14 protein-coding genes and 1 tRNA gene are annotated in these 13,112 nt (G+C 54.0%); 13 read left to right on the top strand and 2 right to left on the bottom strand.

Annotated elements, in window-relative coordinates; translation table 11 throughout:
- Positions 1-58: 58 nt before the first annotated feature.
- Positions 59-820 (top strand): ABC transporter ATP-binding protein, encoded by a 762-nt coding sequence (locus tag LAO76_22880; protein MBZ5493774.1) that lies wholly within the window; start codon positions 59-61, stop codon positions 818-820.
- 2 nt (positions 821-822) lie between these two features.
- A complete protein-coding gene (locus LAO76_22875) occupies positions 823-1,626 on the top strand; it encodes an ABC transporter permease (GenBank protein ID MBZ5493773.1) in 804 nt (267 codons plus the stop codon).
- 194 nt (positions 1,627-1,820) lie between these two features.
- On the opposite strand, the gene LAO76_22870 is transcribed toward LAO76_22875, so the two are convergent.
- Positions 1,821-2,072: a helix-turn-helix domain-containing protein gene (locus tag LAO76_22870; protein MBZ5493772.1), complete on the bottom strand. Its 252-nt coding sequence runs from the start codon at positions 2,070-2,072 to the stop codon at positions 1,821-1,823.
- Between the two features lie 535 nt (positions 2,073-2,607).
- Here LAO76_22870 and LAO76_22865 point away from each other — a divergent pair.
- Genes LAO76_22865 through LAO76_22820 form a run of 10 tightly spaced genes read left to right on the top strand, consistent with a single transcriptional unit; the run spans position 2,608 to position 11,433 of the window.
- Complete coding sequence (locus LAO76_22865) at positions 2,608-2,859, top strand: TrbC/VirB2 family protein (GenBank protein MBZ5493771.1); 252 nt, start codon at positions 2,608-2,610, stop codon at positions 2,857-2,859.
- 9 nt (positions 2,860-2,868) lie between these two features.
- A complete protein-coding gene (locus LAO76_22860; protein MBZ5493770.1) occupies positions 2,869-3,168 on the top strand; it encodes a VirB3 family type IV secretion system protein in 300 nt (99 codons plus the stop codon).
- The gene (locus LAO76_22855) at positions 3,161-5,611 is read left to right on the top strand and encodes a DUF87 domain-containing protein (protein MBZ5493769.1); all 2,451 of its coding nucleotides are present in this window, start codon (positions 3,161-3,163) and stop codon (positions 5,609-5,611) included. Before LAO76_22860 ends, LAO76_22855 begins: the two co-directional genes overlap by 8 nt.
- Positions 5,608-6,363, top strand: coding sequence for a TrbG/VirB9 family P-type conjugative transfer protein (locus LAO76_22850; GenBank protein ID MBZ5493768.1), 756 nt, complete (start codon positions 5,608-5,610; stop codon positions 6,361-6,363). The genes LAO76_22855 and LAO76_22850 overlap by 4 nt, the downstream gene beginning before the upstream one ends.
- Before the next feature lie 4 nt (positions 6,364-6,367).
- Positions 6,368-7,594 (top strand): hypothetical protein, encoded by a 1,227-nt coding sequence (locus LAO76_22845; protein MBZ5493767.1) that lies wholly within the window; start codon positions 6,368-6,370, stop codon positions 7,592-7,594.
- A gap of 9 nt (positions 7,595-7,603) precedes the next feature.
- Complete coding sequence (locus LAO76_22840; protein MBZ5493766.1) at positions 7,604-8,401, top strand: hypothetical protein; 798 nt, start codon at positions 7,604-7,606, stop codon at positions 8,399-8,401.
- A 14-nt stretch (positions 8,402-8,415) separates the two neighbouring features.
- Positions 8,416-9,270 carry a type IV secretion system protein gene (locus LAO76_22835; protein ID MBZ5493765.1) on the top strand — a complete coding sequence of 285 codons (855 nt, stop codon included), beginning with the start codon at positions 8,416-8,418 and terminating at the stop codon, positions 9,268-9,270.
- A gap of 2 nt (positions 9,271-9,272) precedes the next feature.
- The gene (locus LAO76_22830; GenBank protein ID MBZ5493764.1) at positions 9,273-9,956 is read left to right on the top strand and encodes a type IV secretion system protein; all 684 of its coding nucleotides are present in this window, start codon (positions 9,273-9,275) and stop codon (positions 9,954-9,956) included.
- A gap of 11 nt (positions 9,957-9,967) precedes the next feature.
- Positions 9,968-10,225: a helix-turn-helix domain-containing protein gene (locus tag LAO76_22825; GenBank protein MBZ5493763.1), complete on the top strand. Its 258-nt coding sequence runs from the start codon at positions 9,968-9,970 to the stop codon at positions 10,223-10,225.
- Entirely contained in the window at positions 10,225-11,433 is a 1,209-nt protein-coding gene (locus tag LAO76_22820) for a site-specific integrase (protein ID MBZ5493762.1), read from the top strand. Before LAO76_22825 ends, LAO76_22820 begins: the two co-directional genes overlap by 1 nt.
- A gap of 64 nt (positions 11,434-11,497) precedes the next feature.
- Here LAO76_22820 and LAO76_22815 read toward each other — a convergent pair.
- Positions 11,498-11,574: transfer RNA gene (locus LAO76_22815), tRNA-Pro, on the bottom strand.
- A 667-nt stretch (positions 11,575-12,241) separates the two neighbouring features.
- Here LAO76_22815 and lepB point away from each other — a divergent pair.
- A complete protein-coding gene (gene lepB / locus LAO76_22810; protein MBZ5493761.1) occupies positions 12,242-13,102 on the top strand; it encodes a signal peptidase I in 861 nt (286 codons plus the stop codon).
- Positions 13,103-13,112: the final 10 nt, after the last annotated feature.

The following is a 13,112-nucleotide window of genomic DNA, read 5'->3' as shown; positions in this document are numbered from 1 at the left end:
AGCTTCTACTACAATCAAGATTCGGCAACCGCATCCAACATGGGTGCAAATACTCTCCATGTCGACTCCTTTAAATCCCGATCAGGTTCTATCTGTCCGCTCCCTGAGAAAGACATATGGCGACAAGATCGCCGTGGAAGATATTTCGTTCGGCGTGGCGCCGACAGAGATCGTCGGGCTTCTGGGCCCAAACGGTGCAGGTAAGACAACCACCATCAGCATGATCCTCGGAGTGCTCGAGCCGAGTGCAGGCGAGATAGCCATCGCCGGCGTGGACCTGGCGCGGCAACGATCGAAGGCCCTTGCTTGCACAAACTTCGCCGCGGTCTACGCTCAGCTTCCCGGCAATCTCACGGTCTATCAGAATCTGCGGGTATTCGGACTCATGTATGAAGTGAAGCATCTTACCGCACGCATCGACGAGGTGATTCAGGAATTCGATCTCACAGATTTTCGAAACACGAAATGCGGCGTGCTGTCCTCAGGAGAGCAGACGAGTGTTTCACTAGCGAAAGCGATGTTGAATAGACCGCGCCTTCTGCTGCTCGACGAACCCACCGCTTCTCTCGATCCTTCCAGCGCATTAGGCATTCGTGCTCGCATTCGCGACTTCGCCGCCCGCGGCTCGGGAGCCGTTCTCTGGACGACACACAACATGTATGAAGTGGAGGAAGTCTGCGATCGAGTGCTCTTTCTCTCTCGGGGCAAGATCCTGTTAGAGGGAGATCCTAAGCGGCTCCCGGCTGAACACGGCAAAGATTCTCTCGAGGAGCTATTTATCGCAGTGGCGCGGGAACCGTTAAGCTTGGAGGTCGGCTAGTCATGAACCTCAAGCGGTCCGCAGCAATAGCGCTTCGCCAGTTCTACCTGATGCGTGGGAGTCTTGCACGGGTGCTACCGCTGTTCGCCTGGGTCGGCATTGACATGGTGCTATGGGGCTTCATGAGCCGCTATCTCAACGCGGTGACGGCGAGCAAGTTGAACTTTGTCCCCACCTTGCTCGGAGCGGTGCTGCTCTGGGATTTCTTTACGCGCGTCATGCAGGGCGTCACGATGACATTCTTTGAAGACGTTTGGTCACGAAACTTTCTGAACCTCTTCGCTTCACCTCTGCGCATTTCCGAGTACCTGATGGGACTCGTGATTTCGAGCATCGTAACGAGCTTCTTCGGACTCGTATTTATGTTGGTAGTCGCGAGCGGCGCCTTCGGCCTGTCATTTTTCAGCTACGGGGTTGTGCTTATTCCCGCTCTCCTGGTGCTCTTCTTATTCGGTATCGCTCTCGGAATTGCCGCTACTGGAATGGTGCTGCGACTCGGTCCAGCATCGGAATGGTTCGTCTGGCCGATTCCGGCGCTGATCGCCCCGTTCGCCTCCGTGTATTACCCACTCAGCACCCTTCCTCGATGGATGCAGTACGTGGGGCGCATCATACCTCCGTCATACGTCTTCCAGAACATTCGCACCGTGGTTGCTGGTGGAACGATCGCATGGGGCGCGCTCGCGTTCGGGGCTTTTCTGTGTTTCTTCTACCTGCTCCTTGCGACGTGGTTTTTCTCGCGCATGTATCGCCACGGTGTGCGGACTGGCCTTATCGCGCGGTACAGTTCAGAGACACTCAGTTAGAGAATATATGAGGTCCAATGTATCGCGTTGACGAAAAGAGCAGCACCATGGAATTCGGCGGCTATGACGAACCGATTTCGTCGAGTTTCGAGTACGCTGCCGCAAAAGCTCCAAGAATTGGGCCTTTTGCCGGAAAACAGAACGGTCTGGCAAGCTGCCAGCCCGTTGTATCCAAGCTAAATTGTTGTGCGATTTCATGTCCCGTACTGCATACCGTTGCCCCCACTCGACCCGTTGCGTTTCCGGTTCGCCTGTTCGATTTCCTGTTTGATCCATTCTGCAAGCTCTGCGGGGCAAAAGCGGACTGCACCCTTGACGTGGAAGCAAGGGATAAGTCCGGCCTTGGCCATTTTGTAAATGTGCTGGGGAGTAACTCCCAGCATTTTCGCCACCTCAGCAACTTTCAGCGCCTCTTTGCGGTTTTCGAGTATTTCGATGAGTCTCATCGCCGTTGAACTTTTGAGTAACCCGTACGGTCATCAAAAGCACCTCCCATTTAATCCCCAGATTTTCCTTGCCTGAAAGAGACACGAACACAATAACTGCCAACCCGTTTGCGAGACGAGAGTTGCTGAATGTTTGTGGGATTTGCCAGGACAGACGCAGTGCGGGCAATGGACAAACCAATAATAACCCAGCAGCACGCGAAGAGTTGCAGTGGCGCACGTCATAACTTCTAGGCTGACGCGATTTGTGCTCGATAGCGCCTCAACAAGGCGCTATTCACTTAGACACTTGGTAAGTACGATGCGTTCCTGGCACTTCAAGTAAGACTTTAATGTCTCCGAATTGTCAAAACATCGATTATTCGGAGACGGGTTGCCCTGAATGCCGCACCCCGCGCGGTGTTCAACGGAATCAATTTTCTTAAACTGCGTGCACCAAAGCCGCATTTGCCCCGTGCTATCAGAACTTTCGGCATCATTCCCGCGTCTGAGTGTTTATACGTGCAGCAAGAATGCACGTTTCAGGATGTGACTTATGAACCTGACGCTTACGCTGATCCTTCTGCAATCCGGTAACAGTCCATGGGAAAACGCTGTGCAGCAGCTTCAAACGGCCTTCACTGGCCCGATTGCGAAGGGCCTGAGCCTTGTCGCAATCGTGGTTGGCGGTTTGATGTTTGCTTTCGGCGAAGGCGGAAACAAGCGGATGTTTGCTGGGATTGTCTTCGGCATTGGAATGGCAATCGCAGCGGTGAACTTTCTGTCCTGGCTCTTTCCGGGATCGTAGGAGATAGCAATGCCAACGGAACGCCGTATCAACGCTACTCACAAGGCGATCAACAAACCGCTCACGATTCTGGGCGCGGAACGAAAGCTGTTCTTCGTTGCGCTCATCATGGGGGCGGCGGCTTTCAACCTTTTCGGCAGTTTGTTCGGCGGCATATTGCTCTTCGGCTGCCTTTTCCTTCTGGCGCAGTGGGCGACGCGGACGGACCCGCAAATCCTGCGAATCCTGCTCAACTCGGGTAAGTTCCGCCCTGAGTATGACCCCGCGAAGTTCTTCGAGCCGAATCTTCGGGTGATTGAACATGCTTAGGCTTTCAAAGATCGTCAAGAGCTACAAGGAGACCGGCGCTCTCAATGAGCATGTGGCGATCTTTGGCTTTCTGGATGAGCAGGTCTTTTTGACCAAAGGCGGTGACGTTGGCGTTGTACTCAGAGTCGAGGGCGTCGATTACGAGTGTTTGGATCACAAGCAGACTGACAGTTTGACCAAGCGCCTGGAATCGGCTCTCCGGCTCCTGGGGCCACAGTACCGCGTCTATCAGATCCTCTTCAAGTCCAGTGGCGAGACGATCCCGCATGGCGAATACGACAACCCGGTCGTGAGACAAGCGGTTGATGACCGGACAGCCTACTTTGAGAGGAAAGCCGGCGAACTGTACTCCCTCCAGATTTACTACGTCATCCTCTACGAAGGCATGGCGCATCATCGCAGCGTCACGGGTGCGATTGCGAGGCTCGTGTCGGAGCCGAAGGAAGGGCTCGAAGAGCTGAGGGGCTTGCTCAGCAGTAAGAAGCAAACCCTATTGATCGGCAGTGCGATTGACAGGCAACACCGCACGTTGCGGCATCAAGTTCGCAGCCTCATTCTTCAGCTCGGCGATTTTGTCGCGATTGAAACGTGCGGCAAGCAGGAAGCCTTCAAGGCTCTGAAAAGACTCCTGAACTTTTCCCCGGCCAAGATTGCACATGCGCGGCTGAAATATGACACGCATGTGGATTACTTCCTGGCCGATTCGGCGCTTGAGTGTTATCCGGGTCATCTCCTGATCGACGACTGCTATGTGAAAGCCCTCTCCATAAAAGAGCCCCCAGCGCAGAGCTGGCCCCTGATTCTCCGGCAATTGCTGGAAGTCGGGGCCAGCTACCACATCGTTACGGAGTGGAAGGCCCAGGACAATACGGCCGCCCGCAAGCGGATTCAGTCCATGCGGCGTCACTTCCACAACAGCAAGACCTCGCTCTTTAGCCAGCTCAAGGCCGACGGCTCAACGAATCCGGGCGAACTGCTGGTGGACGACTCCAAGGAATCGCTCGTCCGCAGCCTGGGTGAATGCCTGAAGGAAATTGAGCTTAATGGGAACTACTTCGGGGAGTTCTCGCTCACGGTCGTTGTTTACGACAAGGACTTATCTGCCGTCGAAAAGGCGTGCGCCGAGTTCTACAAAGTGTTTTCCATGCACGACGGCTTGCTGTTCGAGGAACGCTACAACCTGCTGAATGCGTTTTTCGCGACAGTTCCGGGAAACCGCCATTTCAATCTTCGGTATCTCTGGTTGCTGAACGCAAACTACGCGGATTATTCGTTCCTGTTCACGTTGCACACCGGGGAGCGACAGAACAAGCACCTAAAAGCCGAATACTTGGCGGTGCTTGAGACGAATCACGGAACGCCTTACTTCCTGAACTTGCACTATCAGGACACGGCTCACACCGTTGTCCTGGGCCGAACCGGATCAGGCAAGTCGTTTTTCCTAAATTTCCTCATCACGAATCTACAGAAGTATGATCCCTACACTTTCATCTTCGACTTGGGCGGAAGTTTCCGCAGTATCACGCAGCTCTTCGGCGGCGCTTATCTAAAGGTCAGCGCGGAGCATTCGGAATTCACGATCAATCCGTTTTCACTGGAGCCAACGCCTGAGAACCTAAACTTCCTTTTCTCATTCGTTAAGGTGCTCGCCGAAGGCCGTGGCGTGATTCCTCTGACACAGGCGGAAGAAAAAGATCTCTTCGGACAGATCCAGAACCTATACATCCTGCCCGCGAACTTGCGGACCCTGAGCGTCTTGGCAAACACGTTACAGAAATCGTTGGCCAATCGGCTGGAGAAGTGGGTGCGGGGCGGGCAATACGAGCACGTCTTCGACAACGAGAAAGATACGCTGACGCTTTCGCACTTTCAGTGTTTCGATTTCGAGGGGATGGACCGCTACCCCGGACTGATTGAGCCTCTGCTCTTCTACATCCTGCATCGGGCGAATGCATTCATCTACAGCTCGGAGGCTGTCACGAAGTTCAAGGCGTTCTTCATTGATGAGGCTTGGCGGTTCTTCGGGCATCCCGCAATTCGCAACTACATCGTGGAAGCCCTGAAGACCTGGCGCAAGAAAAATGCCGCCATGATCCTGTCCACGCAATCGCTCGATGAGTTAGACAAGTCGGAGATTGTGAACGTCGTGATTGAAAGCTGCGCAACAAAGATTTTTCTGGCGAACCCGGACATGGATCGCGAACTGTACCGGAACACCTTTCACTTGAATGACAACGAGATTGAAATGATTTCGACCCTGATTCCCAAGCGGCAGGCTTTGGTAAAGCGGCCCGATCTGGCGAAGGTCGTCAACCTTGAGGTTGATGAAAAGAGCTACTGGCTGTACACGAGCGACCCAAATGAGAGTTTCAGGCGCGAGCAGGCTTTTCGCGAACATGGCTTTGAGAAAGGTTTGGAGGTTTTGGCAAGGAGTTCCCTATGAAACGAGTAATCACAATCACTTTCCTAGCGGTCCTCGCTCTTTCGGCTGCGGCCCAGGATCGCGAGGCACGAACAGTCAAGTACGCAGCCAAGGACATCGTTCTGATCAAGGCCAAGCTCCGCTATACGACGCTGATTGTCCTCCCCCAGAACGAGAAAATCCTCGACTTCGTTACCGGAGACAAGGACTTCTGGGTGGTCGAAGGGACGCAGAATTTCTGCTACATCAAACCGGCGAAGCAAGGAACGAGCACGGACGTGACGCTGATTACGGCGTCGGGCAACGTGTATTCGTTCCTCGTGAAGGAAGTCGGGGAAAGCGACGATCCCGACATGAAGGTCTTCATTGAACCCAAAGACCAATCCATTGTCCAGGCTATGAATGCTCCTCCTAAGTTCGTGCCATCGAGTGACGTGGAAGCGACGCGTGTGCAGGCTGCAATTGCTGCCACTCGGGCGGAACGGGATAAGGAAACCTTCCGAGCCGACTATCCAGTCAACAAACTGAAGTTTGACTACTCGTTCGACAAAGACAAGAAACCGTTCCTCGTGTCTGCGATCTATCACGATGACAGGTTCACCTACATCCGCTCTGCAGCACAGGAAAAACCCACGCTGTATGAGGTGAAGGACGGCTCACCGAATCTCATCAACTTTGATCTGCGGAACGGCGTTTATGTCGTACCGAAGATCCTTGACTCCGGTTATCTCGTGATCGGCAAGCACCGCATGGATTTCAAGAGGCAGGAGTAGTGCCATGTCTCAGGTCAACGAAACTCAGAATCTGGCGCCCAATGTCCAGGACAAGCGAAAGCCTGCTCCGGGCGTCCTGCCCAAGAATGCTCAGACCTGGGTCGTGATGGGTCTGACCGCAGTCATCATGATCATGCTTTGGGTCTCGGGGCCGGCGAAAGGCGCGAAATCATCGCAAAAACCGGAGACAGCAAAAGCCGAAACGGTCGTTGGACTGAGCCCTACAGAAATCGCGTCCCGGCTTGAGCAGGTAAGGCGTGACCAGCAGACGCCCCTTACCCCGGCACAGCGTCTCTTCGGCCAACAGCCTGGACGTGTGGATGACCCGAGCACGGCTTTGGCGAATCAAGGCTCCGCTCCGCCCACGGAGCAAGATCCGATCAAACAAGATTTGCGTCGTCGGGAGTACATGGCGCGTTTCGCGTCCAGTGTGTCGCTGAGCTATCGCGGGCCACAGGCTAGCGACCCAACCAAAACGGCTGCGGACCCGACAGCGCAATTGGCGATGGATTTGTCAGCCCTTGAGATGCCGAGCCCTCCCCCTGCCAATGGCGTGCCGCAGGCATCGCAACTGTCCGCCAATTCTGAAGAGCCGTCGAAGAAGAGGAGCAATCCGAATTTCAATCAGTCGAGCGGCAAAGACTACTTGGTCTTTGAAGGGACGGTCCTTGAAACCACGCTGGTCACGAGATTGAACGGTGACTTCAGCGGTCCTGTCATTTGCATGATGACCAATAGCATCTACTCCCACGACGGACAGCGCCTGCTCATCCCTGCCGGCTCAAAAGTCATGGGACAAACGAAGCGGGTCGAGGGCTTCGGACAGACGCGCCTGGCTGTGGTCTTTCATCGGCTCATCATGCCGGACGGCTACTCCGTTGACCTCGATCAATTCCAGGGCTTGAACCAGATTGGCGAAACTGGTCTCAGGGACAAAGTTAATCATCACTACCTGCAAATATTTGGCGCATCCATCGCAGTTGGCGCGATCGGGGGGCTGGCCCAAGTCGGCACCAACACAACGAGTCTCGGACTAGCCGAGACTCCGGCAGATGCCTACCGACAGGGCGTCGCCACAAGCCTTTCGCAATCGTCAATGCACATTCTGGACAGGTTCCTGAACCTGCTCCCAACGATCACCATTCGAGAAGGGCACCGCGTGAAGGTGTACCTCATGCAAGACCTTCTCGTTCCCGACTACGCACAACACGAAATGCCCTCGGACATTTAAGGAGTACATATGAAATACAAAATCGCGTTGATATCGCTCGTGCTGGCTTTCGGAGTCAGCCCCGTCTTCGCTCAACTTGGCAGCGGAATTGTGTACGACCCAACGAACTACCACAACGCCGTGCTGCGCTATCTGCAATTGCAGAAACAATTGCAGCAGCTTCAGCAGTCGTACAACGTGCACATGCAGCAATTCATGTTTATCCAGTCTCAGGCTCGCCAACTCCAGAACATGGTGGCCCGTTATCGCGCCATTCCTACGCTCTGGACGAACCTGAGCGCGGCCAACACGCTCGGCAACACGTCCCGCTGGGTCAATGGCATCAACTCGGGAACTTACAGCATTGCGCAGCAGGGGTACGGGCAGATCAATAGGTCTCTGAGCGATCCAACCGGAGTGAACACCTTCGACGGCCTCAAGCGTTCGTATGGGCTGGAAGAGTTATCAGATGGCTCCACGGTTAACAGCATGGCCACAATAGGCGAGATGCGGAACCATGCTCAGCAACTTGAGACGCACATCAAGCAACTCGAAGACGACTCGCTGTCGTCCGACTCTGATCTCAACACACAGGTCGCGGTTCTGAACAAGATCAATTCCGCCAGCATGTTGCTTGTTCGCACCATGCAGGACACAAACAAACTCTTGGCATCGCTCCTGGAACAGCAACTTGTGACGACCGAACGCAACCGCACGACGGGCGTTGGCACCATCAACACAGAACTGTATCGGCAACAGCACTTCTCGGACACCATGAGTTTCACCGGCTCCATCCCGACACAGCTTCAAACGCCTACGGGCCGGTAACGCGGGAGTATGAAATGTTTGCTCCCGTTCAAGATCCGCTCACCTCCCTCGAAGACATCATTCGAGGCCTGATGACCTCGAAGCTCGACCTGTTCGTTGGAATGGGCCAGAACCTCTTCCGCGGCTTTGCGACGATCCTTATTGCGTGGTTTGGAGTGCAGTCGGCTTTCTCAAGCGCTGAAGGTGGCGAAGGTTTCAACTTCGCCCGCTTCAGCCGCTTGTTGCTTGTGATCGCGTTTGGGTTTGCGATGGTCAAGTATTACAGCACGCCAATTCCCGGCTTTGGCATGAGCTTCCCGGACTTGGTGATGCAAGAGGCCTCCTCTCTCTCCAACAGCATTGGCATGGACCAGGCGCGTCTGATCGAAACCAAAGTGACTGAGGTTGAGCAAGGAATGGAACAGCCGAGCGCCATCAATTTTCACGAGACTCTGACATTCGTTGTGCTGTACGTGATTCTGGCTACCGTGCAGGCCGTCGTGCTCATGATCATAGGATTCGGCTTAATTGCCCAAGCCGTGTTGTTGCTGGTCGGGCCTGTATTCATACCGTTCTTCGTTGTCCCCAAGATGGACTGGCTCTTCTGGGGATGGTTCAAGGCTTTTCTTCAGTACTCGTTCTATCAGGTCGTTGCCAGTGCCTTCGTTTACATCTTCGGGAAGCTTCTGTTGGCGTTTTTTGCCATTGATACGGGCGGAATGACAGTGGAGCAATGGATGACGGCGTTTCCAGCGATGTTTATCTTCTTGCTGATTGCGATTTACGGACTCCTGAAGATTCCGGCTTTGACGAATCACCTGTTCAGCGGAGCGGCGGGAGCGGATTCGGGACTGGCAGCGGCAATGGTCGCGTACATCAGTCGAGGGTGATCATGAGTACAGAAACCAAACCGGACGCCACTTTCAACGCTGCCAAGCAGTTGTATGCAGAGCAATTTGGTGACGCCATTGTCACAAATACGTATTTAAAGATCGCGCTGCTCGCGATGGCCCTGGTGTCGGCTGGCTTGATCTATGCGAACGTCCGAACCGTTCGCATGGTCGAGAATTTCAAGCCTCTGGTGATCCGCATCAACGACATTGGCCGTGCGGAAGCCGTCAAGTACGACACGCTCGGTTACAAGCCTCAAGACGCGGAGATCAAATATTTCCTGAGCGATTTCTGCCGGCTCTACTACAGCCGCAATCGTTACACGATGCGCGACAACTTTAAGAAGTCGTTGCTCTTCATGGAAGCACAGCTTGCGAACAGCGTAGCTGAGGCATATCGCAAGAATCACACAGTCGAGGGCTATCTCCAAGACTCCAGTGCCCCAGACATCGACATTGACGTGGGGAAGGTGTCGATTGAAGACCTTCGCTCGGCTCCGTACAAGGCCACGGTCGATTTTTACGAGATCGCTTACTCTCCGGGCGAGCATGTTGAGATCAAACGAACGCTCTACACAGCACACTTCGTTTTTCTCTTCCGTGACTCGGTGCCGAACGATTTGATTCAGGCAAACCCTCTTGGGCTAGCGATCACATATTTTCGAGAGGACCAGGCGTTTCAGTAAAGGACCAGACTATGCACGGAAAGGACACTCACAAACACTCAGGCTCGTTTCCATCGGAGCCGGAATCTGCGGCTCTCCAGGCAAACGGCAACGGCGTCGCGGACGACCAAATCCTCCTTACGGTCGATGAGTTGGCTGAGATTCTTCGCGTCCCTAAGAGTTGGATTTACAGCCATCAGGATCAGCTCCCAACCGTGCGGCTGGGGCGGTACGTGCGCTTTAAACGCTCTGAAATTGAGTCGTTTTTAGATCAGCAAAAGGCTTGCTAATGAAACCGTTTGATGTTACTGATAAGCCACGGTTGAAGCACCACGGAAGGAGAATCGTGGTGCGAGAAAGACATCAGAGGCCCCGAGTATCGGACTTGGGGACCAAGTGGAAAATATTCTACTGGGACTACAGTTCCGGCAACCGTCGCGGTCGTACAAAGAGCTGGGGAAAAGACCTGGTTCCTACCAAAACCGAAGCGCAGCGTGAGGCGGATCGGTTTATGGACACCGTAAACGGTCGGAACAACGAACCTCAACTTTTTCCCTCCGGGGAAGAAACAATGGCAGGACTCGTGGCAATTTGTCGTGAAAAAATGTGGCCGCTGCTGAAAAACTCAACGAGGATCAGCTACGACTTCTATCTGGACACGCACCTGTTGCCTAAATGGGGTTCAATGAGACTCACGAAAATGAGGACCATTGAACTTCAGGATTTCTTTAACTCATTTTCTCCTCGTCTGGCTCCAAAGACGATTCGCAACATGCACGGATGTATGAGGACTGTTTTCAGTCAGGGCAAAGCGTGGGGCTTAGTAATGGAAAATCCAACGCAAGGCGTCCGGCTACCTCGCAAGAAGGCCCGGAAGCCTCCTGTCGTGCTTGCAAAGCAGGACATTCGACGTGTAGTCGAAGCCTTGCCGGAACCAACAAAATCCATCGTCACGCTGGTGGTTGTCGGTTCATTGCGGATCGGAGAGGTTACCGCGCTGCGGTGGGGAAGAATTCATTCCGACCGTATCGAAGTCGTAGAACGCTTTTACGAAGGCGAATTCGACGACACCAAGACTGACGCTGGGCGTCGGAGCATTCCGCTCGATTCTTTCGGAATCCTGCGGGCGGTTCTCGATGCGGCATGGCAGAGGTCGAAATATCGCAAACCGGAAGACCTGGTTTTTGCGAATAAGCGCGGGGGAGCTGTGGATCGTCGTAATCTGCTGCGGCGGCATCTCAAGCCAGCTATCAAGAAGCTTGGGTTGCCGGCTACGGTGGACTTCAGGAGTTTCCGAACCATGCACTCAAGCCTGATGAGCAGTGTGGGAGTTCGGCCTGAAGTGACGCGAGACAACATGGGACACGCCAACATTGACGTGACCCAGAATGTCTACAACAAGACGTGGTGGGAAGAACGAGTTGAAGCCGTGAGCATGGCTGCCGCGACTGTTTGGCGGGAGTTTATGCCCACGACGCAAGCGTCTGGGCCAATGTAAACCTTTTTGTAAACCCTCTGCCTCTCGGCAAATCCAAGAATGCTTGTAAGTTCTTGAAAAAGATTGGTCGGGGAGAGAGGATTTGAACCTCCGACCCCCTGGTCCCGAACCAGGTGCTCTACCAGGCTGAGCCACTCCCCGACATGGACCATCCAAGCGGACGGTCATGGTAGGCCTCGATTATAGCAGAGTATCTCGGCCCAAAACTGGGAAACCGCAGTCCTCTTGCAGCAGAACCACGCCGATTCCGACACCTGATTTCCAACACCTGATCTCCTGAGAGCTGATTTCCTAACAACCGATTAGCGACACCGATTTGCGGTTCTAGACTACTGAATTTTTGAATACCGTCATCTGATTACGGGCCGCAGATTTCCGATTATCACAGTTGCTTTGCGAGCGACTTGGTTGCCATAGATAATCTCCAAACCCCTGACAGGCGTGCACTCCTGTTCAGGCATCAGCCTGGGTTCCAACTCTGATTTCCATTTCTGGTGCCCAACTCCTTATCTCCACTCTGATCCCACTTTGGTTCCAATTTCTGATTCCCACCTCCTGGTCTCAAGTCCTGAGCTCCAACCCTGATTACCAACTGAAATTCCCGAAGCTAATTTTTTGATCCTGCTTGCCGACACCTGAAAATCAATACCTGATTTGACCAAGAGCTTGCCCAGAAAAGGGATGTTGCAGACTTCGTTCCGGGAAAACTCCACAAGTCCATGGCCAATTGTTCGCCAACCGCAGGTGTTCACCTGATTGTGGCTCAGTAATTTACAGCCAAGAATAAAGATTCCCCCTTTGCGTGCCTATGCTTTCACTTGAACTCTGCGATCGAGCTGCCGCGCCGGAAACTCCGGCCACAATAGGACATGAACTGGCCACCCCGGCGATCGGCTGTCTTGCCAATGGCTCACACGTCGCGACCGATGGTTCGCGCGTCTCGACCGGCGGTTCACACATCGCGGCGCCCCCCGATGCCTCACGCGCTGAGTCAAATTCAGGCCGCACCAGCGGCATTCGCCAGCGACTGCGTCTTTCCACACGGCGTTTGATTGTTCTGGCGGCGATCGTTCTGGGAATGCGCATCTTTGTGGGTGAAGCTTCAGTGGTGCCAACGGCGTCCATGGAAGGCACCATCCTGGTGGGCGATCATCTTTTTATGGACAAGCTGCTTTATGGGCCAGAGATTCCACTTCTCCATTGGCGCCTGCCTGTCCTCAAGACCATCCATCGTGGTGACATTATCGTTTTCCGCTACCCTAAAGATGTTACGGAAACCTTTCTCAAGCGTGTTACGGCTCTCGGCGGCGATCGGTTGGAAATTAAGAATGGCGTGCTGTACGTGAACTCTCAGCCGGTAAAGGAGCCATACGCGGTGCATCACGCGCCAGTACACAATCCCCTGGAAAGCTGGGGGCCAACCGTGGTGCCGCAAGGCAAGCTGTTTGTAATGGGTGACAATCGCGACAACTCGAGTGACAGCCGCGATTGGGGCTTTGTGCCGATGGGCAATGTCATCGGTGAGCCACTGTTTGTCTACTGGTCGTATGACGCGCCGACTGCGCGCTGGCTGGATGAAAATCCCGGACACAGAATTTCTTTCTATGCTTCCATCGCGGAGAACTTCTTTTCTAATACCCGCTGGAACCGGACCGGAATGTTGCTTTAAGTAGGCCGGT

Source organism: Terriglobia bacterium, from assembly GCA_020072645.1.
Classification (GTDB): domain Bacteria; phylum Acidobacteriota; class Terriglobia; order Terriglobales; family Acidobacteriaceae; genus Angelobacter.
Note: the sequence above shows the minus strand (reverse complement) of the source record. Positions and strands in the feature narration are given on the sequence as shown.

Bases quoted from the DNA above. Each gene is read 5' to 3' on its own strand.
- LAO76_22880 (MBZ5493774.1), top strand. From the start codon at position 59: ATGTCGACTCCTTTAAATCCCGATCAGGTTCTATCTGTCCGCTCCCTG.
- LAO76_22875 (MBZ5493773.1), top strand. From the start codon at position 823: ATGAACCTCAAGCGGTCCGCAGCAATAGCGCTTCGCCAGTTCTACCTG.
- LAO76_22870 (MBZ5493772.1), bottom strand. From the start codon at position 2,072: ATGAGACTCATCGAAATACTCGAAAACCGCAAAGAGGCGCTGAAAGTT.
- LAO76_22865 (MBZ5493771.1), top strand. From the start codon at position 2,608: ATGAACCTGACGCTTACGCTGATCCTTCTGCAATCCGGTAACAGTCCA.
- LAO76_22860 (MBZ5493770.1), top strand. From the start codon at position 2,869: ATGCCAACGGAACGCCGTATCAACGCTACTCACAAGGCGATCAACAAA.
- LAO76_22855 (MBZ5493769.1), top strand. From the start codon at position 3,161: ATGCTTAGGCTTTCAAAGATCGTCAAGAGCTACAAGGAGACCGGCGCT.
- LAO76_22850 (MBZ5493768.1), top strand. From the start codon at position 5,608: ATGAAACGAGTAATCACAATCACTTTCCTAGCGGTCCTCGCTCTTTCG.
- LAO76_22845 (MBZ5493767.1), top strand. From the start codon at position 6,368: ATGTCTCAGGTCAACGAAACTCAGAATCTGGCGCCCAATGTCCAGGAC.
- LAO76_22840 (MBZ5493766.1), top strand. From the start codon at position 7,604: ATGAAATACAAAATCGCGTTGATATCGCTCGTGCTGGCTTTCGGAGTC.
- LAO76_22835 (MBZ5493765.1), top strand. From the start codon at position 8,416: ATGTTTGCTCCCGTTCAAGATCCGCTCACCTCCCTCGAAGACATCATT.
- LAO76_22830 (MBZ5493764.1), top strand. From the start codon at position 9,273: ATGAGTACAGAAACCAAACCGGACGCCACTTTCAACGCTGCCAAGCAG.
- LAO76_22825 (MBZ5493763.1), top strand. From the start codon at position 9,968: ATGCACGGAAAGGACACTCACAAACACTCAGGCTCGTTTCCATCGGAG.
- LAO76_22820 (MBZ5493762.1), top strand. From the start codon at position 10,225: ATGAAACCGTTTGATGTTACTGATAAGCCACGGTTGAAGCACCACGGA.
- lepB (MBZ5493761.1), top strand. From the start codon at position 12,242: ATGCTTTCACTTGAACTCTGCGATCGAGCTGCCGCGCCGGAAACTCCG.